This is a genomic window from Lacrimispora sp. 38-1 (assembly GCF_049890855.1).
GTDB lineage: Bacteria > Bacillota > Clostridia > Lachnospirales > Lachnospiraceae > Lacrimispora.
Genome location: NZ_JBANEW010000043.1, coordinates 78,288 through 104,118, shown reverse-complemented (window position 1 = coordinate 104,118; position 25,831 = coordinate 78,288). Strand labels below are relative to the sequence as shown.

The 25,831-nt window shown below is 39.2% G+C and carries 25 protein-coding genes; 6 read left to right on the top strand and 19 right to left on the bottom strand.

What is annotated here, in order from left to right; translation table 11 throughout:
• The first annotated feature begins 81 nt into the window (after nt 1-81).
• Entirely contained in the window at nt 82-966 is an 885-nt protein-coding gene (locus tag V7D18_RS08810) for an NAD(P)/FAD-dependent oxidoreductase (RefSeq protein ID WP_426153461.1), read from the top strand.
• Between the two features lie 157 nt (nt 967-1,123).
• Here V7D18_RS08810 and V7D18_RS08805 read toward each other — a convergent pair whose 3' ends face one another.
• Genes V7D18_RS08805 through V7D18_RS08795 form a run of 3 tightly spaced genes read right to left on the bottom strand, consistent with a single transcriptional unit; the run spans nt 1,124 to nt 2,581 of the window.
• Nucleotides 1,124-1,648: a dihydrofolate reductase family protein gene (locus V7D18_RS08805; protein WP_426153459.1), complete on the bottom strand. Its 525-nt coding sequence runs from the start codon at nt 1,646-1,648 to the stop codon at nt 1,124-1,126.
• 34 nt (nt 1,649-1,682) lie between these two features.
• Nucleotides 1,683-2,213, bottom strand: coding sequence for a GNAT family N-acetyltransferase (locus V7D18_RS08800; protein ID WP_426153457.1), 531 nt, complete (start codon nt 2,211-2,213; stop codon nt 1,683-1,685).
• 11 nt (nt 2,214-2,224) lie between these two features.
• Nucleotides 2,225-2,581: a MerR family transcriptional regulator gene (locus V7D18_RS08795; protein ID WP_426153455.1), complete on the bottom strand. Its 357-nt coding sequence runs from the start codon at nt 2,579-2,581 to the stop codon at nt 2,225-2,227.
• A gap of 95 nt (nt 2,582-2,676) precedes the next feature.
• On the opposite strand from V7D18_RS08795, the gene V7D18_RS08790 reads away from it, so the two are divergent.
• Nucleotides 2,677-3,057, top strand: coding sequence for a carboxymuconolactone decarboxylase family protein (locus V7D18_RS08790; protein WP_426153453.1), 381 nt, complete (start codon nt 2,677-2,679; stop codon nt 3,055-3,057).
• On the opposite strand, the gene V7D18_RS08785 is transcribed toward V7D18_RS08790, so the two are convergent.
• Both V7D18_RS08785 and V7D18_RS08780 read right to left on the bottom strand, forming a co-directional pair.
• A complete protein-coding gene (locus V7D18_RS08785; protein ID WP_426153451.1) occupies nt 3,049-3,921 on the bottom strand; it encodes a PhzF family phenazine biosynthesis protein in 873 nt (290 codons plus the stop codon). The two genes, V7D18_RS08790 and V7D18_RS08785, sit on opposite strands and share 9 nt — an antisense overlap.
• A 38-nt stretch (nt 3,922-3,959) precedes the next feature.
• The gene (locus tag V7D18_RS08780; protein WP_426153449.1) at nt 3,960-4,625 is read right to left on the bottom strand and encodes a haloacid dehalogenase type II; all 666 of its coding nucleotides are present in this window, start codon (nt 4,623-4,625) and stop codon (nt 3,960-3,962) included.
• Between the two features lie 126 nt (nt 4,626-4,751).
• Between V7D18_RS08780 and V7D18_RS08775 the strand changes: the two genes are divergently transcribed.
• Nucleotides 4,752-5,633: a LysR family transcriptional regulator gene (locus V7D18_RS08775; protein WP_426153447.1), complete on the top strand. Its 882-nt coding sequence runs from the start codon at nt 4,752-4,754 to the stop codon at nt 5,631-5,633.
• Between the two features lie 222 nt (nt 5,634-5,855).
• On the opposite strand, the gene V7D18_RS08770 is transcribed toward V7D18_RS08775, so the two are convergent.
• The 11 genes from V7D18_RS08770 to V7D18_RS08720 form a co-directional block, all read right to left on the bottom strand.
• Complete coding sequence (locus V7D18_RS08770; protein WP_426153445.1) at nt 5,856-6,320, bottom strand: hypothetical protein; 465 nt, start codon at nt 6,318-6,320, stop codon at nt 5,856-5,858.
• 105 nt (nt 6,321-6,425) lie between these two features.
• Nucleotides 6,426-7,037, bottom strand: coding sequence for an HD domain-containing protein (locus V7D18_RS08765; RefSeq protein WP_426153444.1), 612 nt, complete (start codon nt 7,035-7,037; stop codon nt 6,426-6,428).
• Between the two features lie 38 nt (nt 7,038-7,075).
• On the bottom strand, nt 7,076-9,469 hold the full coding sequence (locus tag V7D18_RS08760; protein ID WP_426153442.1) for a GH36-type glycosyl hydrolase domain-containing protein: 2,394 nt from the start codon (nt 9,467-9,469) through the stop codon (nt 7,076-7,078).
• Nucleotides 9,470-9,474: 5 nt separating this feature from the next.
• Nucleotides 9,475-15,594: a glucoamylase family protein gene (locus V7D18_RS08755; RefSeq protein WP_426153440.1), complete on the bottom strand. Its 6,120-nt coding sequence runs from the start codon at nt 15,592-15,594 to the stop codon at nt 9,475-9,477.
• A gap of 203 nt (nt 15,595-15,797) precedes the next feature.
• Nucleotides 15,798-16,622: an acyltransferase domain-containing protein gene (locus V7D18_RS08750; RefSeq protein WP_426153438.1), complete on the bottom strand. Its 825-nt coding sequence runs from the start codon at nt 16,620-16,622 to the stop codon at nt 15,798-15,800.
• 181 nt (nt 16,623-16,803) lie between these two features.
• Nucleotides 16,804-16,932 carry a PhoU domain-containing protein gene (locus tag V7D18_RS08745; protein ID WP_426153914.1) on the bottom strand — a complete coding sequence of 43 codons (129 nt, stop codon included), beginning with the start codon at nt 16,930-16,932 and terminating at the stop codon, nt 16,804-16,806.
• Between the two features lie 61 nt (nt 16,933-16,993).
• The gene (locus V7D18_RS08740; RefSeq protein WP_426153436.1) at nt 16,994-17,455 is read right to left on the bottom strand and encodes a hypothetical protein; all 462 of its coding nucleotides are present in this window, start codon (nt 17,453-17,455) and stop codon (nt 16,994-16,996) included.
• Between the two features lie 43 nt (nt 17,456-17,498).
• Nucleotides 17,499-17,894 (bottom strand): VOC family protein, encoded by a 396-nt coding sequence (locus V7D18_RS08735; protein ID WP_426153434.1) that lies wholly within the window; start codon nt 17,892-17,894, stop codon nt 17,499-17,501.
• Between the two features lie 27 nt (nt 17,895-17,921).
• Complete coding sequence (locus V7D18_RS08730; RefSeq protein ID WP_426153432.1) at nt 17,922-18,761, bottom strand: AraC family transcriptional regulator; 840 nt, start codon at nt 18,759-18,761, stop codon at nt 17,922-17,924.
• Between the two features lie 154 nt (nt 18,762-18,915).
• The gene (locus tag V7D18_RS08725; RefSeq protein ID WP_426153430.1) at nt 18,916-19,668 is read right to left on the bottom strand and encodes a GNAT family N-acetyltransferase; all 753 of its coding nucleotides are present in this window, start codon (nt 19,666-19,668) and stop codon (nt 18,916-18,918) included.
• 50 nt (nt 19,669-19,718) lie between these two features.
• Complete coding sequence (locus tag V7D18_RS08720; RefSeq protein ID WP_426153428.1) at nt 19,719-20,297, bottom strand: TetR/AcrR family transcriptional regulator; 579 nt, start codon at nt 20,295-20,297, stop codon at nt 19,719-19,721.
• 149 nt (nt 20,298-20,446) lie between these two features.
• Here V7D18_RS08720 and V7D18_RS08715 point away from each other — a divergent pair, with 149 nt between their 5' ends.
• The gene (locus V7D18_RS08715; protein ID WP_426153426.1) at nt 20,447-21,604 is read left to right on the top strand and encodes an alpha/beta hydrolase family protein; all 1,158 of its coding nucleotides are present in this window, start codon (nt 20,447-20,449) and stop codon (nt 21,602-21,604) included.
• A 21-nt stretch (nt 21,605-21,625) separates the two neighbouring features.
• Here V7D18_RS08715 and V7D18_RS08710 read toward each other — a convergent pair whose 3' ends face one another.
• Both V7D18_RS08710 and V7D18_RS08705 read right to left on the bottom strand, forming a co-directional pair.
• A complete protein-coding gene (locus V7D18_RS08710; RefSeq protein ID WP_426153424.1) occupies nt 21,626-22,288 on the bottom strand; it encodes an L-2-amino-thiazoline-4-carboxylic acid hydrolase in 663 nt (220 codons plus the stop codon).
• A 3-nt stretch (nt 22,289-22,291) separates the two neighbouring features.
• Nucleotides 22,292-22,750, bottom strand: coding sequence for a MarR family winged helix-turn-helix transcriptional regulator (locus V7D18_RS08705; protein ID WP_426153422.1), 459 nt, complete (start codon nt 22,748-22,750; stop codon nt 22,292-22,294).
• A 363-nt stretch (nt 22,751-23,113) separates the two neighbouring features.
• Here V7D18_RS08705 and V7D18_RS08700 point away from each other — a divergent pair, with 363 nt between their 5' ends.
• Both V7D18_RS08700 and larD read left to right on the top strand, forming a co-directional pair.
• A complete protein-coding gene (locus tag V7D18_RS08700; RefSeq protein ID WP_426153420.1) occupies nt 23,114-24,043 on the top strand; it encodes an alpha/beta hydrolase in 930 nt (309 codons plus the stop codon).
• Nucleotides 24,044-24,054: 11 nt separating this feature from the next.
• On the top strand, nt 24,055-24,768 hold the full coding sequence (larD, locus tag V7D18_RS08695; RefSeq protein ID WP_426153418.1) for a D/L-lactic acid transporter LarD: 714 nt from the start codon (nt 24,055-24,057) through the stop codon (nt 24,766-24,768).
• Between the two features lie 86 nt (nt 24,769-24,854).
• Here the strand turns inward: larD and V7D18_RS08690 are convergent, their stop codons facing one another.
• Nucleotides 24,855-25,718 carry an AraC family transcriptional regulator gene (locus V7D18_RS08690; protein WP_426153416.1) on the bottom strand — a complete coding sequence of 288 codons (864 nt, stop codon included), beginning with the start codon at nt 25,716-25,718 and terminating at the stop codon, nt 24,855-24,857.
• Nucleotides 25,719-25,831: the final 113 nt, after the last annotated feature.

Sequence of the window (25,831 nt, the reverse complement as noted above, 5' to 3'; positions counted from 1 at the left end):
GAGATGAGTGATTCAGTCACAGAATTATTGGGTACACTATTGCTATAATCTACACATCGAAAGAGAAAGGCAGGTATTATCATGGCAAATGTAATTATTATCGGAAGTGGTCCCGCAGGTATTTCGACTGCATTATATACAACAAGAGCCGGAATCAGCACCAGAATTATAGGTAAGGATCATGGTGCTTTAGGTAAAGCGTCTGAGATCGAAAATTATTATGGATTCAGTCAGCCGATATCAGGAAATGATCTGATCACAGAAGGAATAGAAGGCGCACGAAGACTTGGTGCAGAAATTGTAACAGACGAGGTTTTGGGGATATCTTACGGTGATAAATTAACCGTTATAACAAAAAGCGGAGAATACGAAGCTGACAGTGTTGTTCTTGCCACAGGCACTTCCAGAACTGCTCCAAAAATTAACGGGTTAAGAGAATACGAAGGTCATGGCGTTAGTTACTGCGCCGTGTGTGATGCTTTCTTCTACAGAGGAAAAGACGTAGCTGTTTTAGGCGATGGCAGTTATGCCCTGCATGAAGCTTTGGAGTTACTTCCTACATCAAACACTGTTACAATTCTTACCAATGGGAAAGAGCCTGAGTTCCCGGTTCCCCAAAATATTATAGTTAATACCAGCATCATTGATTCGATTCGTGGTAATGATGCCGTTGAAGAAGTCCATTTTCAGAATGGCGAAACACTTCATATTTCAGGTCTTTTTGTAGCCATTGGTGTTGCCGGGAGTACCGATCTGGCAAAAAAGATCGGTGCCGTAACTCAGAATAACAAAATCATTGTTGATGAAAATATGTCAACGAATATTCCTGGAGTTTATGCAGCCGGGGACTGCACCGGCGGGCTGCTGCAAATATCAAAAGCAGTATATGAAGGGGCCAGGGCGGGTACAGAAATCGTTAAGTACTTAAGAAACAATGATAGAAAAAATACGAGTAGTTTTTCCTGATTGGTTACCACAGCCAAATATTTTCCCACTTAAGGTAAATGGAACTCTTTAAAAGGAGTTCCATTATTCCACCATTTAAGAACATTGTGTATCAGATAACCTCATTATTGTAAATACTATACTACTTTCCGTATCTTTACCATGTCTGACTAAATAATCATATCGTTGTCTGCAATTTAGAATATATTAATTCTGCGAATTGGCCGTATTGTTTCACTTCTTTCAAGTAAAATCGTTTTAATACTTCCTTCTGAGTAAACAGCGGTATCCCCGCCCCCAATAACACAGGCGCAATCTGTATTATCATATTGTCTATCATATCATTATCTAACAAAGGAGCCATAATTGTGCCGCCCCCAACAATCCATATATTTTTATCTTTTTCTAACTGTTTAACAAATTCAACAACATCACAATTTACAGGAATAAATGCCTCTGCTGATAAGCTTTCTGCATGTGTGATCACATAATTTTTAGTATTCGGATAAATGCTGTTTATATTGTCCATCTTTTCTATTACATTAAATGTTCTTTTACCCATAATTGTAATATCCATGCTATTATAGAAACTCTCATAATCCGTTTCTCCCACATCTCCTGTCTGATAAAGCCAGTCCAGGTTATGGTTTTTATCAGCCAGATAACCATCCAAAGTTATACAGCCATAAAAAAATACACTCACACTAATCCCTCCCTCAAGAACAAAATTTTATAACTCATAACAGATCGATCCAGTAAATTTCTGTTACGGATTCACTCTCCTCATCATATCCTTCTCCTGACAGAATGCCGCCGTTCTTTACAGCAACTTTAGCAGAGGCCCTGTTGCTTTTATCACATGAAATCATGACCCTCTGCAGCTTAAGTTCCCGCGCCCGGGGCAGTAAAAGCGCAAGCTGCTGTGTCCCGTAGCCTTTTCCCCGTTCTGACGGACTTATTCCATAACCGATATTTCCCCCATCTAATTTAAGTTCTTCCGTTAAATGATGCCGCAGCTGAATCGAACCTATGATTTTATTATCTTCTTTACGTATTGTGAAATACGTCGTGGAGGGTGTCTCTTCCTCAGAAGCTGTCTTAATTTTTTCAGCCTCAATCCTCCTTAACCACTCGTCAAAATCCTGATAATCAATAAATCCGCTGCTGCCATTTATCAGCTTTTCTCCATGGGAAATAAAATCGTTCCTATATTCCATGGCCTGCTTTTCATATTCTTTTGAAGCTTCTACTAATTTTAATTTACACATAATATTCCTTTTCATTTAAAATCAATCATTTTGCGGTATACTTTAATTTTTTCATTCAGATGTTTCATATTATTTGCCCATTTTTCCTGCTCTGCCAATACATACTTCCTATGCTCTTCTAATATTTTCATGCGTTCCTCTATGGTACTGTCCCCCTGATAACGCAGCTTTGAATAGCGATTAATGTCCCTCAACAGCATTCCGGTATCTTTTAAACGCTGTATAAACCGAATCCATTCCACATCTGCCTCATCGAATACACGCCGTCCGGCAGCGTCGCGGGACACCTTTATTAATCCCTTCTTTTCATAATAACGTAATGTATATGCGCTGATTCCTGTCTTTTCCGACAGCTTTCCAATCGTCATGAATATCCCTCCCAAAAACAAATTGAAAAAAGCTTGACTTAGATTATAGTCTAAGCAGTACAGTACTATTATAAAACAGAAGGAGATAAAATGATATGAATAATTCAAGATTTGAAGCTGGAATAAAAAATTTAGCAGAAATTGATGGAAAAGGAGGGGAACAGGTAATTCATTCGCTTGAGAATATTGCACCGGATTTGGGAAAATATATTGTAGAATTTGCTTTTGGGGATATATATGCCAGAAATGGACTTACCGTTAAAGAGCGTGAAATGATCACTATTAGCAGCCTTCTTACGGCCGGAGGGTGTGAACCGCAGTTAGAGGTACATATTAACGGTGCTTTAAATGTAGGGATTACACCAGACAAAATTATAGAGACATTCATCCAGTGTATCCCATATACTGGTTTCCCCAAAGTCCTGAATGCAGTTAATACTGCAAAAAAAGTCTTTCGTGAACGTAAATTAATTTAGCTCGATTTCTGATAAAGTCAGATTCATTGCACTGCCCCCAACCCTGACTTCCTGAATTTCGTTTTCCTTTACCGATAAGGATACCAGAATTTCAGATGGTTTTTCCATAGAATACCCCTGCTCAAATACAAGATTCGATTCCTGCCCGCTTTTAATTTTGCCATAGAGGTAAAGATAGCATCCCAGTGCTCCGTTTGAGGTTCCTGTTGCAGATTCTTCCGGAATTTCATATAACGGAGCAAAATTTCTGCAATTGGCGTTGGCACCATGCAGGGATTCCAGGGTGAAAACATGATAACCAACTGCATTATATTTCTGGCTGATCATTTTGATCTTTTCCATATCCGGTCTCATTGCATTTAAAACCTCAATACTTTTTACAGGTATCATAATATCCCGAAGTCCTGTAGATACGATCTGGGCCGGCAAATCTGCCGGAATTTGAGAGGCATCGATATTTAATGAATCTGCAAGTACATCTTTCTCTATTATTTCCGAAAACACGGGAACTGACTGGTTCATCATAACGGAATTATCTTCTTTAATTTCAATTCCCAGTTTTCCGGCTTTTGTCTCCTGTTTATACTTACCTGGTTTTAACACTCCCAGATATGCCATGGTATAAAAGGCAGCAATTGTTGCATGACCGCATAAATCGACCTCTTCCTTTGGCGTAAAGAACCTCACTTTAAAATCTGCTACATCTGATTGCATAATAAAAGCAGTTTCGCTGAATCCAAGAATTGCAGCAATCTTCCCCATTTCCTTTTCCGATAATGAATCTGCATCAATCACAACGCCTGCCGCATTACCGCCTTCCCTGGTTTTAGCAAATGAATTTAATTTATACACTTTTACTTTCATAATCAATGCTCCTTATGTAGTTATAATCGTTCCAGCAGCTATATACTTTTTGTTATCTGAGCTAATTCTTTTAAATCAGAAGCAATAAAATCAGGCGTCATTCCCAAACGGTCAGCAGGCTTGCCAAAGCGGTTCAGCCAGCCTACTGTAAATCCAAAGGATTTTGAACCAGCCGCATCCCAGCCATTTGATGATATAAAAAGAATCTCCTCTTTATCAAGCCCTAATCTTTTGGCCGCCAAATCATATGCATCTGGTTTCGGCTTATAAACTTTATAATCTTCAACACTTATAATACCATCCAGATGTTTATCTAGGTAAGTGTTTTTTACTAATTCATTGAGCATTCTCAAATTGCCATTTGAAAGAATAAATAATTCACGGGGGCGAAAGTTATTTAAAGCTTCCATCACTTCCGGATAGAGACTTAAATGCAAATATTCATTTAATATTTCTTCTACTATTTTTTCATTATATTGCAGTCCAAGCTCTTCTAAAGAATAATAAAGCGCTTCCTTTGTTAATGACCAGAAATCTTTATATTTATCCATTAAGGATGTAATCCAAACATAATCCAGTTGCTTTTGTCTCCAAATCTGACTAATCTCCATACCTCTTCCATGATACAATTCATTGCATTTTTTTGTAACCGAATGCACATCGTATAAAGTACCATATGCATCAAACAGAACTGATTTAATCATTTTTAACCACTCCTTTGATTTTGATCATTTAATACTCTGAGTATATCACACGCATCCGTATTATTAAATTTGATAGTTGTAATATATACTATTATAAATTATAATATCGCCAAAGGAGGATGATCAATGGAAATCAAACAATTAAAAACTTTTTCTGCAATAGCTAAATCAGGAAGCTTCAGCTCTGCTTCGAATTTACTAGGCTATGCACAGCCAACCGTTACTACCCATATCAAACTATTAGAGGATGAACTTAAAGTAAAGCTTTTTGAGAGACTTGGGCATAGGATCAGACTTACTGAAGAAGGCAAACATTTACTCTATTATGCTGAAAGTATTTTAAAATTATCTTCTGAAGCTTTATTATCTTTTTCTGAAAAAGAATTAGAAACTGGTAAAATTACAATCGGAGCAAATGAATCTTTTAGCGTTGTACGTTTACCATCTATACTAAAAATCTTTATTCAGAAATATCCAAATGCAGATGTACGATTAAAATTCGGCTCAATAAAAGAGATACATGAATCACTGCAGAATAACGATGTTGACATTGCACTCTTTTTAACCCGCGAAGTATGCTATTCTGATCTTATTGTAGAAACTTTAATTGAGGAGGCAATTGTAGCGGTTACGCCACCCGATCACCCCCTTACAATTAAAGACTCTGTGAATATACTTGACTTTGAAAATGAAGATTTAATCATTACACAAGAAGACTGTACTTACCGGGCAATGATTCAGGAACTTATAAGTGAGAATAAAGTTCATCCAAAATCCATTATTGGAATTAATAATATTCATGCAATAAAACAGCTTGTAATGAGTGGACTTGGTGTTGCACTTTTACCCCGTATTTCCGTGGAATATGAAATTAATCAGAAACTATTGGCTGAGATTCCCTGGAAAGAAGCACCTCTCCCTGTTTTTACACAAATTGCTTATCATAAAGACAAATGGATTTCTCCAACAATTGCAAGTTTTATAGAGGAAGCCAGAAAATTAACATAATAGTGCTGTCAAGATGCTCCACTGTAATTCCTGCAACTGCTTTTTTATTACCGTTTTATCCGTTTACGGACTTAATAAAATTTTATTACCACTCAAAATAAAAAAGATTCCTGCTTTAAAAACAGGAACCCATAAACTGATATCCATAGAATATCAAAAGCCATTCATTTTCCAACGCGGACTAAGAACATGTGATTGTTATGATCAACGCGACTCAGACAATCACTGGCTGCTCTCAGTAGTACCATTGATCGTTATATTTCCGCTTTCAAAAAAACCGGTGGCATTATAAGCCCAGGTACCTTCTGATAATTCAATGGTTTTTGTTATATCAGAACTTCCAAAAGTCAGTCTCTCTTCCTTACCAGACGGTGAGAATAAAAATAAATCTACGTTACCGCCAGTTAAGTCCGCGGCAACTTCTATGATCAGTTTCTGGCCGTCTGCTGCCTGGAAGCTCCCGGATTGCACAACTTCCCTGCCGCCATTGTTGCTGACTTTAAAAACCGGAGCCCCTTTCTGCGGGCATATTAATTCCTCTGCTTCCGGCAATGGCTTCTGTGATGCACCGGAACCAGCATCTGCAAAGGATACCATATTCGTACGAATCAGGGTGCATACCACAATCAGACAAAACGAGATCATTGTAAGAACTTTTTTCCTTCTACCAAGTTGTATTGTAAACATAAAATTCCCCCTTTTGAGCTACAAATGCAGTATATTTATATACTACATTTGCATTTAAAAATCGTCAAGTAGTTATTAATCAAAAATTCACTTCATCGCAGATAATTACATCATATTCTTAAACTTCCTGATTACCTTTTTTTCATATTCCGGATCACTTCCACCCCTGCCAATCCGGTCACAAAGCCCCAGCAGCGCAACTTCACTGATATCCGTTTCCTGTTTCATTTTCCCGGCATCGCCAAATGGCAGTTTTTCCGTAATATATAAAATGTGCATATGATACCGGACCAATTTTGCGACTGACTGAATCCAGGAACCATCACTGGTAAAACAGGATAAAAAATCTACTGTCAGCTGTTCTCCCTCAAAATCATGATCATAGGAAGTGATTTTCTCTTTTTTAATTTTTGTTGTCCCCGGTTTACCGATGTCATGAAGCAGCGCTGCCCACATCAGAGTCCGTTCTGACTTACTTTCCATTTTCCGCTTTGCTGCCTCATTTACCACCATCATAGTATGATTCCATACACTTCCTTCCGGATGGTAGCGTTTTGACTGGGGCGTTTCCTTCAGTTTTAAAAGCATAGAAAACGGATAATCAGAAAACCACGGTTCCAGGCTGATCTGTTCCAGATATTCGGAAGGACAGTCATCATGAAGCAGGTGAAAGTCTATTTGGTTAAACTGTTGTTCCATATTATTTCTGTTTGTCATTAAATCCGCCTTTCTGCTTATTAAATGCCTGGTTTTAATCATACTATAATGAGATGATTTTCTCCATCATCTTCCAGTAAAACCCTGTTTCCCTGAATCAGTCTTCCATCCACTGTAATCGTTTCCGTTGTCAGCTTTCCCTTGCTTCTGTTCTCAACCCTGATCTCATAATGAGAACTCCCGTACTTATATTCGATGGAAAAATCGCCGAAACTCACAGGCGTGGCCGGATCAATTACCAGCTCATTCCCTTCTTTTTGAATACCCAGAAACCAGCTTAACAGTCCCTGATACATCCAGCCTGCGGAACCTGTATACCAGCTCCATCCGCCCCTTCCTGTGTAAGGCGGGCTTAAGGATATATCAGCTGTCATTACATAAGGTTCTTTTTCGTAACGGAGTACGTCCTTCTTTTTCTGTGTAATGTAAATGGGATTAAGTATGGTAAACAGGGTCTGTGCCAGGTCATAATCGTGCTGCATCGCTGCTGCAATTGCCAGCCAGACCGCTGCATGGGTATACTGACCTCCATTTTCCCGAATCCCGGGGATATAATTTTTTATATAACCCGGATTTTTGCTCGTCTTATGAAAAGGAGGCGCCAGAAGTAAGGAAAGAGCATCCTCTTCCCTTACCAGATATCGCCTTGCCGACTGCATTGCTGTCTTTGCCCGCTCCGCCCGGGCGCCCTTTGAGATTACGCTCCAGGACTGGCTGATGGAATCTATCATGCATTCGTCGTTTTCCTTCGAACCAAGCTTCGATCCATCGTCATAAAATGCCCGCAGATACCACTCCCCATCCCATGCGTGTTCTTCGATGCTTTTTTGAAGGTTTTCCCGCTTCTGCTCCAGTTCCTCACCGTAAGCTTTGTCACCTTCCAGACCGCATAAAGGTATGAAATCACTTAATACGGTATACAAAAACCAGGCGAGCCAGACACTTTCTCCTTTTCCCAATATTCCAACTTCATTCATGCCATCATTCCAGTCGCCTCCCCCCATAAGCGGAAGGCCATGCTCTCCGAAGAAAGTCCGGTCAATAGTTTTTTTACAATGCTCGTAGACACTTTCAAAAAGCAGGGACACTTCTGGGATAAACATTACATCATGCTGTTCCTCCTTTAATACCGGACCTTTAATATAAGGCACCTGTTCCTTTAGAATCCCTGTATCTCCAGTATTTCGAATATAAGCAGCGGTACAATAAGGCAGCCAGAGCAGGTCATCGGATATTCGTGTCCTTACGCCGATTCCCATGGGGGGATGCCACCAATGCTGGACATCCCCCTCTTCAAACTGTCTGCTGCAGGCAGTCAGAATCTGACTTCGCAGGATACCCGGATCTGTAAAAAGCAGAGAAAGAGTATCCTGAAGCTGATCCCGGAATCCATAAGCTCCTCCGCATTGATAAAATCCCGCTCTCGCCTGAATACGGCAGGATAATGTCTGATAGAGCAGCCAGCCGTTAACAAGGATATCAACTGCCCTGTCCTTCGTCTTTACCTGAATGGTCCCTAATAACCTGTCCCAGTGGGCTCTGACTCTTTCAAGTTCCTGTTCTGATGCAGCTGCCTCCCTGTACTTGTTTCTGATTTTGTTTATCTCATTCAGACTGCTGCTCTGCCCAAGCCCAAACACCACAGTTTTACTCTCCTGGGGCTGTATTGCTACCGATACCTGTATCGCACCGCATGAATCATAGCACACACCCGTATTGCAGGTGAGCTTTACCTCTGCTCCCCTGGGTTCCCGGATACTTCCCCTGCGTCCTAAAAACTCCTGTCTGTCTCCGGTATAACCGACAATCGTCTCGCTGGAGAACAGGTAGGAAATGTTATTTTGAAAGTTCATGGTATAAATGTTCTTTGCATACATATATTCATGTTCATTATCATAGGAGGTGAGAACATAGGGATTGGTCTGCTCTCTTTGCGTACCCAGAACCCATTCCACATAGTAGGTCAGGCTTAAATATTTCACTTTATCTGACTGATTCTTAAGCGTTAAGTTCCATAGCTTTAATGATTCATCCAGAGGGCAGAAAACAGTCAGCTCCTGATCAACCTGTGATTCCTCATGAAGAAATCTGCTATATCCAAAACCATGCCTCACCCGGTATATGCCCCTGTCAGATCTTCCCAGAGACATAGGCGTTATAACCTCTCCGGTTATTTCATCCAGAATATAGACTGCCTCGCTGGCTCTGTCACTGACTGGATCGTTGGACCAGGGCGTAAGCTTGTTCTCTCTGCTGTTAACACTCCAGGTAAAGCCCCCGCCCGACTCCGAGATCTGGAACCCGAAGTTCTTGTTTGAGATAACATTAATCCAGGGTGCCGGCGGCCTGTTATTTCCGTCCAGCAGAATTTCATATTCTCTGCCTTCACAGACAAATCCCCCGAAGTCATTAAAAAATTCATAGTTTTCCATAAGACTTAATATTCCTCCAGCAGCTCCAATTGATTTTCTTTTACATTGGTAAAATAAATTCCTGTCTTATCTGAAAATACCACCCGAGCTACCGTATACAGCAAATCAATCTCTGCAGGGAGCAGCTCATACGTATGCAGTGTAAAGAAACTTGGCTTCCCGCTTCCGGAATCATAAATACGCATAGAACTTGTCAGATCGTTGATTAATTGATCTACCTCCTGAAGATACCCATATTTGGAATCAATGAGGATAATCAGATCTACCATAACAAGATTGACTCTCAGGTATTCGTACGCTTTTAATACATCCTTTATCGTTCGTTCCTCTTCCATAGACTTTACCATTAACAGCAGAATCGGATTATCTCCGGATATGCCAAATTTCCATAAGAAACTCTGATTCTTAAAATTACGTCTGATATTTTCATGCGGTCCCCGGTAAATGCCGGCAGGATAAAAAATGGGACTGATCATATCCTGAAACGAATTCAGCTGCGTTCTGGTAATCTCCAGATACTTTAGCTCCAGGTTGCTTTGAAGACGGAACTTTTCCAGGACATCATCGATCCGGTAAGTTACATTCAGTTCCTCCGCAATTTTTACTGCCTCTTTTTTACTGCTGCACACACCGGTAATAAAAGATATGCAGGCTGATTCACCTGCTCCGATACACAGCTGTCCCCGCAGGCTCATAATCGGATCGTTGCAAAAACCCGAATCATTAAAAAAGGTAGCGCTGTTAACTACAGAATCTGGATTTTCCAGCGTATTGTTCCTGCCGATAAATCGTTTTCTGTCATTTTCAAATTCTATTTTTTTACATAATTCTGCATTGGTTTTCGCCATATGCATCACATAAGGATTGTCGGGTTCTTTCCTTTGCCGCCTTTTAGTCAGGAAAATATCCTGCTCCTTCACATACTCACTTTCAAGAAAGAGCTTATTAAACGCCGGATGGCTGATCTCTGCCATATGGGTATCATCTGCCACCTCCATATAACTGGTCACTTCCAGCTGTTTTTCCTCATTTCCATGATTGGTTAATGTGATCTTGCGTATCTCATAATTATGATCCGCATCCAGACTGACAACCATATCCGTTAAGATATCCCCGTCCCTGCGTTTAAATTCCGCGTGGTGCGGGCTGAATACCACCTGGTAATCATCCGGCTCTGTACTGGTGGGATGATAGCCTGCACTCCAGTATTTTCCCTGCTTCATATCCTTGATATAGATATAATTACCTGTATTCTCATAAATATCTGATCTCCAGCGGTAAAGCATACGGTCCTCATATTTACTGAAACCATCCCCATCCGAAGTAATCATCAGGGAATACTTTCCGTTTGACAGATAATTTACAACCGGCGGATTTTCACCTGCATGACTGATATAACGGTCATTGTAACGGTCTTCTGTAAAAAGGGACTTTCCGATTTTAATGGTATACCCCTGTCTTGCAATGGAAATCAAATAAGACTGACGCTTTTCTTCCAGAAGAACTTCCGTGGCCTTTATCATCATTTCCGCATGAAACCGTTCCCGGAGAATCCCTTCATTGAGGTAATTATTAATTGCTGCCAGATTCATCCCCTGATGATGTGCCATATAGGATTTTACAATACAGTAAGGTGTCAGTTCCACAGAGTTTGGTACATTAAAATCAACGGATTCATAAAAACCGTAATCGCCGAAAGCTCCTAATTCTTTCAGTCTCCTTAAATTACTGATACAGTCCTTTTCTGCTGTATCCAGTGCCAGTATTGTTGCATAGGGTGCAACCACCAGGGAATTTTTGCGGACCGGCTGAAGCCTTATCTTTGGAACACCGAATGCCTTATATTGGTAATTCCCGTTTAAGTCAAACCGGTAATATTGGGATTCAGATATCCCCCAGGGAATTTCTGCCTCTCTTGCATATTTCATCTGCTGGAGTACCGCTGCCCTGGAGGTCTGTTCATAGACAGATCCTTCATATTCCTTTAATACAAGGCCTGGCATCAGAAATTCAAACATTGTACCGCTCCAGGACACAAAGCATGGAATACCTTTTACTACGGTCAGCGGTCTTCCCAGTTTATACCAGTGTTTTAAAGGCACTTCTCCCATTGCTACAGCAAGAAGACTTGTAAGCGACGATTCCGATGCCATCAGATCGTAACAGCCGTCATCCAGGGTATGTGAGGATACATGATATCCAATATGAAACAGCATTCTCTTATCATTAAATAAAAACCGGAAATCAACGTTTGCCAGCATGCTGTCTATTTTACTGCATAGTTTTCTGATCCGGTCAATCATACTGTCTGCAAATTTATTATCTTCTCCCGCGATGCTGGATAATGTGGGATAAGAAGAAACGGGTTCTTCTTTTAGTTTTAAAGCCGAAGCTTCATTCACAATACGGTCGATGTGGTTCATTAATTGTCTGGTCAGGCGGTAATCGGAAGACGGCTTCAGTTCTCTCCCGTTTAAATTTTCCCATATATCTGCAAGGTCTTCAATCAGTTCCCCTATCTTCTGGTATCCTGCCCTAATGCTGTTTTCAGACGGACTCCCTGTTCTTTGCTTTATCTCTTCATTGCTGTTTCTGATTGCTGCCCTGAGTTCTGAAAGTAAATGATCGGGGCAGACCGGCTTGTCGATCTGCTCCAGAAGGCCGTTTTTAAGGGCAATCATATGTCCCCAGAAATTACCGCTGTCTACCGTTGATATATAGGCGGGATTAAGCACCTCCAGCGTTTGAATATGATACCAGTTATAGAGGTGTCCCTTCCATTTTTCCATTTTCTGTACCGTCTCCATCAGGTTTTCTGCTGCCTCCACTGTGGAGCTTAAAGTCTCAAATCCCAGATCTCTGGCTGAAAGAATTGACAGAAACTGAAGTCCGATATTGGTGGGCGATGTTTTATCGCTGATTTTTTCAACCTTTGTGACCTTATAATTATCCGGACAAAGCCAGTTATTTTCCTTTGTGGAAAATTCTTTGAAAAACTGCCAGGTCCTGCGGGCAGTATCCATAAGCAGCTCCTTATCATCCGGATTATCCCTCTGATGCAGTTTCTTTTCCGGCTGACTGATCCAGTAAGCAATTTCAAAAGTAAGAAACCAGTCCGCCATGAGGAGCGTTGCTAAAATCATTCCCACCAGGGGCAGATTCCCCGAAAACAAGATGAATAGAAGACAAAAAACCGGGAGGAGTGAACTCCACATGGTAAGAAAATAACCTTTTCTGGTATTGATGACAGAGGCATCCACTGCCTCTGCCGTATTCCAGCGAAGCAGATTTTTTTTGCTGATCAAAATCCGGTACAGGGTTCGAAAGATTGCATCCAGTGCAACATAAGCACGATAGGGTGTAATCGTAAACTCCAGGAATGCTCTTATCAACATCACTGCCAATTCTTTTAAAAAGCCTTTATACACAAATGCAAGCTTTGGCCGGAAGAGCTTTTGGGTACTCACGGCAAATAATAAAATAACCAGATTAAACAGATCATTAAAGAAAACAAGCGGCAGCCAAAGATAAAACGCTTCTGGCATCCATATCAGATTCAGTAATACAAACAAGACTTTGCTGAAAGGAACCAGACTGCGTCTGAGGTTATCAAAAATCTTCCATTTCGATAATGGGCTCAGGCTTTTTCCGTCCCGGGTCTTTTTCATGAACAGCCATGGCAGAAGCTGCCAGTCTCCGCGCAGCCACCGGTGCTCCCTTTTTGTAAATGATAAAACGCTGTTGGGAAAATTGTCCATAATCTTAGCCGTACTGGAGAAAGCCGTCCTTGCATAACAGCTCTCAAAAAGATCATGGCTGAGTATCCGGTTTTCCGGTACTTTATTATGAAGCACCGTACTGAAGGCTTTTCTATCATAGATGCCCTTCCCGATATAGATCCCTTCGTTGAAAATATCCTGATAAATATCTGATATTACGGTTCCGTAATGTGCAAGACCGGATTCTCCTCCGAATATTTTTGTAAATCTGCTGCCATTTCTATCCGGAATGTGATTTCTGACCGAAGGCTGAATGATGACATAACCTTCCAAAACCTTATGACCTGCAGAATCCAGAACTGGTTTGTTTAAAGGATGATCAATTAACCCCACCAGTTTTGCCGCATTGTCACGAATGAGATTTGTATCTGCATCCAGTGTAATCACATACCGGAAGGTGGTAAGAAGCTTTTCCTCACAATAAACAGCGGAAAAAGTGGTATTTTCTTTTCCTGTTCCGTCTAAGAGATTATTAAACTCTTCCAGTTTTCCTCTCTTGCGCTCCCAGCCCATATAACAGTTCTCTGCCTCATTCCATTTACGGCAGCGGAAAAACAGGGAAAAGCGCTGATCCTCCGAAGGATAGAGCTCATTTAGCTCTTTCATGCGGGCAGCAAGGGCATTGCGGATCACATCATCCTTTGGCATGAACTGGTCCTTTGAATCTTCAAAATCAAGCAGCAATGCAAAGAAAAGGTTTGGCTGCCGATTTGCAAGATAATGCTTTTGCAGACGCTCCATGTATTCCAGACCTTGTTCCTTTGAGGAAACGATGACCGGCATGACTACAAAGGTTCTTGCATCTTCCGGGATTTCCTTAAGATAGTCAAGAGCAGGAATTTTTCTAACGGTTATCCTTCTGGTGTAAATGAAATTAATAATTTCCATGGAAATGCCGGTCAACAGCGGCATGACCGCTAGCAGGGTAATCACAGACCGGCTTACAGCCTGCAGTTGTCCAAGCGTGCGGAATGCATACAGCAGGCCGGCCCCCAGACCCAAAAGCATAAGAAACAGGGATAAGAAATAAAGAAAACCTTTTGCATTCCATTTTTTCTTAATCCTCCGGGGAATCGGCTTTCCTAATGCCTTTGCTTTTAAAATCGGATATCCCTTTCCTAACAGATAGGCCCCAACATGATGGGAACAATGCAGTCCATCCCGTCCCTGAATTGCCAGTTCCAGGCAGTCTTTTGCTATCTTTTCTTCCATCAGCCGGTAACGGAGAGATAATTTCACGATTATCCCGCGGTACATGCCTCTGGACTCCAAATCCATATTTGAATAGACACCTGCCGGATCCTGGGACAATATCTGTTCCAGACAGGAGTATTTTTCAAAAAACTTTTCTTCATCGACTTCATTGATGTCTCTTAAGCTGACAATTAACGTCCTGATATTTGTCTCGAGAAATGACTGGATTTTTCCTTCTTCCTGGAATACTGAAGAATTTCTCACCTGTCTGTCCTTTGAGGCAAAATGATATTCCAGGTATCTTTGTATGGATGCCTCGTCAAAAGACATATTTTTCATCAGATAGATGACATGTGCGTGAAATGAGTAGTTAAACCTAAGGCTGTCCTCTGTTTTGCAAAGAAGCGCTGATAAATCGGCCGGTCCCTCTCTGCGCTCCAGCTTTTCCCTTAAAAACTTCTCCGCCCTGGACTTCACTTCGATCATATGAAGAATTTCATCTGCAACTGCAATAATTTCTTCCAGTATACAAAAACCCAGCATTTCCGGCAAAACCCAGATTTCCTTGTCTGTAAGTGCTATCTTTTGCTGATAGGCTGTCAGCATCACTGAGATGTTTTCTTCACTTAAATGTCCGCCGGTAAGAGCCACCATCTTCTTCGCTACTACATAGATCCGCGGAAAGTTATGGTATTCTTTCACCTTCAGAATTGGCAATACAGCATAGCTCGTTCCGGAAGTCCGCACTTTTTTCATTTCCCTGTACATCATCTGGAAATTATCATAGAGCCAGCGTGCAGCCGGAATCAGGGAAATGATTCCTGGAGACAGCGCAGAGATCGTATCCCTGATTTTATTCAGTTTTTTATAAGCAGCCTGATTATAATCATTAAGAACAAAGCTGTTCCCGGTCAGCCTGACCTGACTGTGACCTTCTGCCAGCTCAAGCATCTGTTTCTCCCATTCACCCGGTCCAGGCTTATTTCCCGCTTCCTGAAAGCAGGATGGAAAGCGCACGTTCTTATCAAAATGGTAAAGCCCATAATATAACATAAATAGAATCATGCAGATTATGAAACTCAGTATTAGTAAAATGACCGGCAGAAACGGTGAATTTATGTTAAAATTAATTTTATCCAGCAAGATCTGCAATAGAAGCTCCTCCTTATTTAAGAAATCCTTCAAATATGATGTCATCTTTTTAGTCAGTCTGCCTATTTTTATAAAAAACAGCACAATATTATATTGTTACATTTTTTATGGTTTTTATCCTGAAACTTGTGTAAAAGAAAAAATGCAAAAGAATGAGCAGGTAAAACCTTATTGCATGAATAAGGTTCAATCTGCTCATTCTTTTAACTCTCACAAAACGGATCAGAAACCAGCCTTCCGGTAGTCCATTCAATCTTGCCATTATTTCGTAAGTAGGGCTTAAGCCTTCGCTGTAAGGAAGTATGTTCCGGCAATTCTTCTAAAGGAATCTCTCTGCTTCCATATACCCAATCCATAAATCCCAGACTATCCTCATCCATTGCCTGGATATCAAACGCTTTCTGGAATTCCAATATTCTGGATTTATCAGGCAAAACGTTTTTTAATGATGGTGCAAGCAGCCAGGAACTGCAGACCATATCAGCTCCGGAAAAATCCGGATAATATTTTTCAAAAAATTTCAAAGCTTCCTTGTAGGATTTCCTTAGATTGCTTATTTCCATATCAGCATCCGCCGGAATATGTATATCAATTAAATGTTTATCATTTTCCACTCTCATCTCATATTCAAGCACGCCAATCCGATATTCCACCATTGAAATCTGACGAACTGCCCACCATGACCAAACGTAACGATAGCTTCCGTTTCTATCCTTATAATCCTGCAAAAATCTGGGGAAAAATTTCATAGTATCAATAAAGATATTTTTTGAAATTCCAAGCTTTAAGTATTCATCATAAACATCACACACACAATGCAGCTGGCAGGTTAAAATTTTTAAGCCATCCTCATCAGGAGACAGTATGTTTTTTAAATCCTCAAGCCCACTTTCCCAGGTTTCCTTGTGCTTCATCTGCTCTGTTACCTGTTTTATAGCATTAAAATCGATCTCTTTCTCAAACTCAATTAATTTCTCCTGTACCTCATTTTGTATCTCCAGCATGCTGCATAGTTCAATTAATTTCATTTAATCTCCTTCCTTCAATGGGAAAAACCGGCTATGTGCATTGTGACAAGGATATTGTAAACCTTTTATTATGGTTTCACAAGCTATCACCATTGAATGATTGAAAAATGATAAAGGCAAAGGGGAAAGATCCAAAAAAATGATCTTTCCCCATGGAAACTAATGGTTATCTTATACGCCTCTAATTTATTTCCTTTATCTCACCTGAAATCATGTATATGGTTCTTTCACATATATTGGTGGAATGGTCAGCAATTCTTTCCAGGTACCGTCCTAAGAACAGAAGTTTTACAAAGGCGTCCTTTTTAATCGAATTTTATAAAGAATGCAAAAAGTAAAAAAGAGAGGCAGCAGCCCCTCTTCCTACATTATTAACTCAATGCCTCCATGATTCTTCGTTCCTGCAGGTAACATTGATTTCTAAAATGCTCATAATAATATTCTTTCATTAAGTCCAAATCTCTTTTGTACTTCTCAACCTCCATGGCACAAACTCTCATCCACAGAAGCCTGTCTATGGATACAACTAAAACATTTCCCTCATCAACGGCATCCTTCAGAAAAAAATTATAATCAATGAGTGCAATGCTTCTCCAGATCTCAAATGTATTTATGATAAAGCCCAAATCACCATACAGGTCTTTTTTGTTATCTGGATACTTTTCTGAAAATACATGATAATCTTCTTCTGAAATGATCAGATCGATATCTTTGCCCGCCTTACGTATTCCATAATATTCCATGGCCATTCCGCCTATTATGATTGGTTTTTTTAGAAATGACAAAGGAATCTCATTCAGCTTTTTATTTACCTCTATAATGACTTGATTCATCAATATTTTTCACCCCATATCCTTCAATACAACTGATTTGTTATTACTCTTTCCTTACGCCGGTTACATTTCCATATTCATCTGTTACATATCTGCCCTTTGTCATATCCAGTATCACATATTTGTTATCCCATTTATCAAGGATCACCGCGCAGCGTCCGATGGGCACATCAAACGGACCATATTCTACCGTTCCGCCTGCTTCTTTGATTTTTTCAATGGATTCGTCCACAGATTCCACCTTTATATCGATAAGAACCTGTTTTCTTTGGCATTGTAAAACTATTTCGGTAATATCATTCTCCATTCCCAGTCCGACCATTTCCGCATTACGCCAAAGAAGCTTTAACTCCATACTGTCACAATAATATTGTATTCCTTCGTCTAAGTCAGAAACATAAAGCTCAATACAGTCAACATTCTTAAATATATTTGCCATATTAACACACTCCTTCTCTTATTTATATCACATGACAGGAATCAATAACCGGAATCTGTTCACATCCGGATTCTTAAAGGTTCCATCATAGACCTCAATCATATCATTATCTTTTATGACATACCCCAGGCTTCTTGCGTAACCAATTGCACCAGCATAAGCATCCGGCGTGCTGATACGATCAGGAACACTTGCCTGAAAGAAGTTCTGGGGTGTTATAAATTTCTTTGTCATACCAGGGGGTATTTCCGTGAAAGAGTTAATACCGATTGCAGCCATATATGTAAAAACTCCATCCTTGCAGCCTTCATGTTCACACATACCATACATGGTTACCGCATCTGGCGTCAGCTCAATTTTTTCCAGGCGTGCTAAAAATTCACTCCATAATTTACCTATGGCTCCGTCACCATCCCATTGCACAGCCCTACATTCCAGCCCAGCAACAGCAAAGCCTTCCGTATGCAGCAAACCGAACTTCATCTGATGTTCATCCATCACGGGTTGATCGCTTATTACTGTTAATCGTTTTAATGGCGCAGATGTGCTGCTCTTTCGGTACTTACTTGGAGACATTCCGTACACTCTGGAAAATGCCCTTGTAAATACATCATGTGATTCGAAACCATATTCGAATGCTATATTTACAATAGATTTATCACTATCTGCCAAGTCATTTGCAGCCATTGATATCCTGCGCCTTAATATGTAAGCACCAACTGTGTCCCCCGTCAATCTCTTAAACAACCGGTAAAAATGCGGCACTGAAATTCCGGCTTCCCGTGCAATATCAAAATAGCTGATATCATTAGTTAAATTTTTTTCAATATATTCCATGGCTCTTTGAAGAGACTGTTCCTTCGGCATAATGTCACCTCCCATATAATAATAGCATTTATCTTAATTTTTTCTCGACTATTTTTATCAAATTCTGTCCATCCTGCCAGATCTGTATATACCCACATATATAATAAGGCAAAAACCATATTTTCATCGGTTTTTGCCTTTCATTCTCTCTTAATTACTCTTTTTTTAATATTCGTTTTAAACTGGCGGCATCTAATAAATTGACCGTCTGAAATTTACCTTTATAAAACACACCCCAGTTATTAAAAACGCAAGGCAGTTCTTTTGCTTTTTGCAGCGTATCCACCGGAATGACAGTTACCGGAACTTCATTTATTTCGCAATACTGCTTTACCGTCTCCAGATTTTGAAAGATATAGGGACATTGCATATCATAGTAAATTGTAAGCTCTTCTTTTTCGATTCCGTGGTTTTTAACGTTTTGAGCAAACCTTGGAGTTGTTCCATCAAATGAAAGGGCGAGTAATTCATATCCCTGTTCGGTAGTATCAACAACATCAAAACCGAACTTTTTCGCGAAGGTCTGATCAGAAAGCCAGGCTTTCTGCTTATTTGATCCAAGCATACAAATACCCGACTTACCATTTTCTTTGGCATCTGCAAGACAATACTCCATCAGCATTCTCCCATACCCCTTCCCTTTGCAGCTGCCAGACACCCACAGGCAATACACATAATAATAGTTATCACCGGTTATGGGAACCCAGGCGGTTTCAAGAGGGGCATATTCAATAAAGACTGTCGCCTTCTCATTTAACTTTCTAAAGACATGCCCTTCCTTTAACCGGTCCGAGAGCCATTGCCGCTTTGCTTCAATCCCGGGATGCATTTTTTTACTTCGGATAATGCAGCATAAATGCTCACCTGCAAGGTTTTCTGTTGTTAAGTTTATAAAATCAGTATTCATATATACCCCCTAAAATCCAAACTTTTATCCCAATACTTCCTGGACCCACTTTAAATCCCGATAGACTTAGTTGGCCCTGCTACCAATAATTTAACTAACTGTTCTGCCATAAAATCTGGTGAGTATTTCATATCATTATTTAACCACCATTTTATGGCTGACATATACAGCGAGGTGATCATCTCTAAAAATAAATCTCTTGAAATTAAAATATGATCCGGAAAACAAATGTCAAGCTTCTCAATTAATGCTTTCTCAAATTTTTTGCTTATTCCTGACATTTCTTTATCATTTAAAATTATTTTATAAAGCATAGCATCACGTTCAACTGTCTTGAGAATGGAACTTATATTTTGTACAAAGCTGTCATATTCAAGTTTCCCATCAGTAATATGCGTCTCAGGAGCCACCAGCTGTAATATATTTTGCATAGCTTCCTCCATTGTTTGCTGCAAAAGATCATATTTATCGGTATAATGAAGGTAAAAGGTTGACCGGTTAATCATTGCCTGGTCCGCAATATTATTTATTGTTATTCCGCTAAAACCCTTTATATCCAGCAATTCTACAAATGCATCCCTTATCAGCCTGCGAGTCTTTATAATCCGCAAATCATTTTCATTAGTCATTTTCACCCCACCTGTCTATTATTTCGTACATAATCAACAATTACAGCAGCTTCGTTGCATAAACCGCAAATTCTATTTTATCCATCATTGAATATGAAATTTGGCTCCATTATACTACTACTTGTTAAAACAAGAAAGGAGTTTTCAATATGACAAAAAAATGGACAACAAACGATTTTCCGGTAGGACTTTATAATTTACATCCAGACCCAAGCGTCAATTTTCAAATGAATCGATTTTACAATTGGACAAACGACAAAACTATGCTGGCTGAAATGCAAAATGCCAGTAATGCAATTCATTCATATAGTGACTTAATTAAATCGTTTATTGAGCTTGGGGAAAATTCTCTCGAAAAAAATGAAAAATTAAAGGCGGCCTATTATTTCCGTGGTGCTGAGTTTTACATACCTGATTCTAATCCGGACAAAAAAAAGTTACGCAAACGGTTTATTTCTCTTACCTGTGATTATTATGGGATCTCAGAAAATCAGCACTATATGATTCCATATCAGAATGGTTATCTCTCAGCTTACCGTATATCACCTGAAAAACCGAAAAGCACTGTTGTTTTTTTCGGCGGTTTTGACAGCTATGTAGAAGAGCTTTTTCTGATGACCATGATATTTAAAGATGCCGGATATGATGTGATCAGTTTTGACGGGCCAGGTCAGGGCAGTGCATTGGAGGATTATAATATACCAATGACACATGAATGGGAAAAACCTGTAAAATCAATTCTTGATTATTTCCGGTTGAATGATGTCACATTGATCGGTATGTCACTTGGCGGTTATTTATCCTTAAGGGCTGCTGCATTTGAAAAAAGAGTGAAACGAGTAATTGCATATGATATTTTAGCGGACTTTTTTGATGTATTGACTCATCAAATTGACCCTGTTTTCAGAGATACCTTTAAAGACATGATGGTCCAGGAAAAAATGGAAGAGGTTAACACCCAACTTAAAAAGCTGGCGGAACAAAATTTAATGCTGGAATGGGGAATTATGCAGGGAATGCATATAACCGGCAGTACATCTCCTTATGAATTTTTCCATAAAATGCTTTCTTATAATACAAAGACCTTTTCACCTTTAATAACACAGGATGTACTTCTTCTTGCAGGGCAGAATGATCATTATGTTCCGATAAAACAGTTTACAGATCAGATTTTAACATTGACAAAAGTCCGCTCTCTTACTGCGCGTATGTTTACTTCGGAGGAAACAGCCGATACCCATTGCCAGATTGGAAATCTGGGGCTGGCGGCAGATGTTATGCTTAACTGGATTGATCAGATCCAATGAGACAGACCAGAGGTTGCGAACTTATTTTCTGTTTTCAAAACCTTCTTCTGGAGCCCACCTGCACATGCCTCCTATTTCATAACGGCAATTACAACAATCGTCTCCATCCCCAAGTGTTTTTGTCCGTATAAATCCCAAATGAAGATATTCGCCGATCATATAATCCACGCGGCATACTGCGGGGAATATACCAAGAGCGTCAAAATCTGCGGCTATCGTTCTCAGCCCGCATCTTGTAATATCTATGCCAAAATGACTTTTGCCTTTGGGAATAAAATGAATTAAAAAATCATATGTGTGGACTTTTCCCTGCATTTCCCTTTTTTCGTGCATTGGTGCTTTTTTACGAAAACTATTAAGATACATTCTTCCGCAGGCTTTGCGGAAGAATGAGGGTATGGCAGTAATTATCTTTTCATTCATCAGCCACAGGAGATCTTGTATATTGTTATCGTTTGTACCTAGTTCGACAGCGGTTTTATACCACGCAATATAGGCGGGAGCAAAAGCATAATTAAACGAAAAAACGGATTTGCCGATATCGGGCGTTTTTTTGCTGACCTGTTTAAAGTATCTGTCTGACGTTGCGGTAAAGCGCATTGTATAATCTTTCCCGTACCTCTTTACCATCGCACCGTGTGAGCGTATCATTCCGATATGATATATTAAACCATAAAGCATCATTTATCAGTTACCCGCTTTCATCTGCATAATCCAGTCAAAATCTGCATCTCTGGCTTTTTCTGCCATAATACGAAGCTTATTAAGTACGAATTCCTGGGTTTCTTTATCTATTCCATCCGAAATATAATCGATCCATTTTTCTATTAAATAAATAATCTGCTCTTTATATTCCTTTCCTTTATCTGATATATAAAGGTTTTTAGCTCTTTTGTCTTTTTCACAAACTTTTCTTATTATAAACCCTTTATTTACCAGCGAATTTATAGTTTTTGTAGTTATTGATTTATCTATCAGAAGAATGGAAGAAAGCTTCTCCTGATTAATTCCCTCGTTATCATACAAATTTACCATAAATATACATTCCCAGTAATCCAAATCTAATTCTTTGAAAGCAAGATTAATATAAGTTTGAAGTTGTCTGTTTAGAATCCCAAAATATCTTGTATCATGTTTTATATTCATTTTTGTCTCGTATAATCCAATAATTCCTTTTTAAGTTGATTGAATTATATTTTTCCTTTCTTATTCTTATTTACACGATAATGTCTTATGCTCAGTTATAACTTTTGAAATATTCAACTATATTATATACATTTTACTATATATTGTCAACTTATTATTACAGTGTTTTTTCGTCATTTCGCATGTTAATATAATATGTATTACAATGTAAAGGTTAATCTCTAAATAGAATTTTTATAAAAATATTATTTTCTTTTAAGATAAAAATAGTTGATTTTAGTTGATTTATTCAACTAATTTTGTTATAATCTCGTCATTAGTTAACTAATATAAAATTATTATTTAAGAAAGAAGGTTTTTATTATGCCGTTAAATCCAATATTTAACAAATTACTAGAAACAGATTTTGACAGTATGTATTCCCTTAGTATTGAACAGTTTAGAGAGTATTATGAAAAAAGCTGGGATGATTTTAAAGGAGATGTAATTGACGTAGGAACTGTGATCAATCGTACCATTAAAACTGCAAAAAGAGATACTCCAATCAGAATTTACAACCCCAAAACCAAGGGTATTCACCCTGCATTTATTTGGATACACGGAGGAGGATTTATTTTTGGAAGCATGGAAGTTTACGATTCTATATGCCGCAAAATAACAAACAAAGTGAACTGCACTGTAGTATCCATCGATTACGGTCTGTCTCCAGAACACAAATTCCCTGATCCAGGGGAAGAATGTTATTCCGTTATAAAATGGGTGTATGACAATGCAGCAGAATTAAATATACAGCCGGATAAAATTGCGGTTGGTGGTGACAGTGTTGGAGGAACACTTACGGCAGCAGTTACTCAGATGGCAAGAGAAAGAAAAGAATTTTCAATTACTTATCAGGTATTGATTAATACAATGTTTGATTTGCTTGGAATAACAAAGCCTTTATCCAGAATTGAAAACGCAAAGGGATACAGACTGGAAACACATGCAATTGAAGGATGGTATGTTCCTAAATATTTAAATGATTTAAGCGAAGCCAAGAATCCTCTGGCCTCACCGTTACTAGCAGAAAGTTTCAAAGATCTTCCAGATGCATGCATCATTACATGTGAATATGATCCGCTAAGAGATGAAGGCGAGCATTATGCAAAGAACTTATCAGAAGCTGGTGCTGACGTATGCCTTAAGAGATATGACGGAATTATTCACGGCTTTTTCAATATGCAAAGAACGGTTGAGGAAGCCCGGGATGCTCTCGATTTGGTATGTACAAAATTAAATGAAGCTTTACATTAGGAGGAAAAAACATGTACCACCATGTTATTGCAGAGTTCTTAGGTACGGCATTAATGATTGTATTTGGCATAGGCGTACATAGTAATGAAACACTGAACGAAACAAAGCATCATGGTTTCAGCCATATGTTTGCCATCACAGCCTGGGCCTTTGGCATTACTGTTACCCTTTATCTTTTTAACGGTGCCTTTATCAATCCATCCATGACACTTGCTCAGGCTGTTCTTGGTAACATTTCATGGAATAAAGTAATACCTTATATAATTGCCCAAATAGCAGGAGGATTTGTGGGTGCCATACTGATCTACATTTGTTATGCAGATCACTTTAAAGTATCAGAAGATAAAATTGATTCGGTAAAAATACGTAATATTTTTTGCACCTCACCAGGTATTCAAAATCTGCCGCGTAACTTTTTTGTAGAGTTTTTTGCAACATTTATCTTTATCAGCTGCATTCTTGGAATTACCAGACTTAATAATCCGGTTGTTGAGCCTATTGCAGTTGGTCTTCTGGTATGGGCCATTGGTATGGGACTGGGCGGTCTTACAGGATTTGCCATGAATCTGGCCCGTGATATGGGACCAAGAATTGCCTATGCCATTTTGCCAATTAAAAATAAGACAGAGGCCGATTGGAAATATGGTATATTAGTTCCAGGAATTGCACCACTTTTAGGAGGGGTTTGCGCTGCACTTTTTATGCAATCTTTTTTTGGAATGTAAGTAGAATCAGACCCTTGTTTTAAGAGAATGTTTTAATTTATATAAAAGCAGAGGCATCGAGATTTTTCTTTCTCAATGCCTCTGGATTACTTTACCGGAATCCAAATCTCACTTCTGTATTTGGGATTCTCAGTATCCTTACTTTCATTCCAAAGAATTTCAGGTCCCTCTACTGTCTCATATCCCGATGCAGGAAACCATTCTGAGTAAATCCTTCCCCACACGTTTTGAAGCGTTTCAGGAAATGGTCCTACCGAGTCAAAAACGGCCCAGGTACCAGCAGTAATGTCTAACTCGTCAAATCCTGTTGTTTCTTTGCTTGTGGTTGCTACACCGATATAATGATCCAGTTCTCCATTTTCTTCCATTCTTTCTTCGGAAAAGTTTGTTGAAGCACTGACAATACCTGTCGGTTCAATATTTGACAGCGCTTTCAATCTTTCTATAATTGCAGGTGTCAGAAGTTCATACATTTTTGCAATCTCCGGATTTACACCATTAAAAATAATTGGAACTCTTTTCTTAAATCCTACTATTTTAAACGACTCTTTTTCCACAATTCTATAATTCATTTCGCATCCTCCATTAATTGATAATTGAAAAGTCATTCTTGGATAAGCCTTTCGTTTTGTCTGTTCACCTCTTGCCTCAGAGGGCAGAATACCATGCATGCTTTGAAAAGCACGGGCGAATGAATCAGCTGAATTATAACCGTATTTCACAGCAACATCAATTATTCTGAAATTTTTATCCCTCAAATCAAGTGCTGCTAATGTTAATCTTCTTCGGACATATTCAGATAAACTGATTCCTGATAAGAAAGAAAACATTCGTTTAAAATGATATTCGGAGCAATTAGCGATTTTTGCTGTCTCACCATAATCGATATCTTCCGTCAAGTGATTTTCAATGTATAATAATGCTTCATTCATACTGCTTATTGAATCCATAAAACAACCTCCTTTCATCAACCATAATATCATAGGATACATTTATATATCCGATATTCTGTGCACAATTTAGTCGTATCATAAATAAAATCCATGCACAACTTATAATAAAA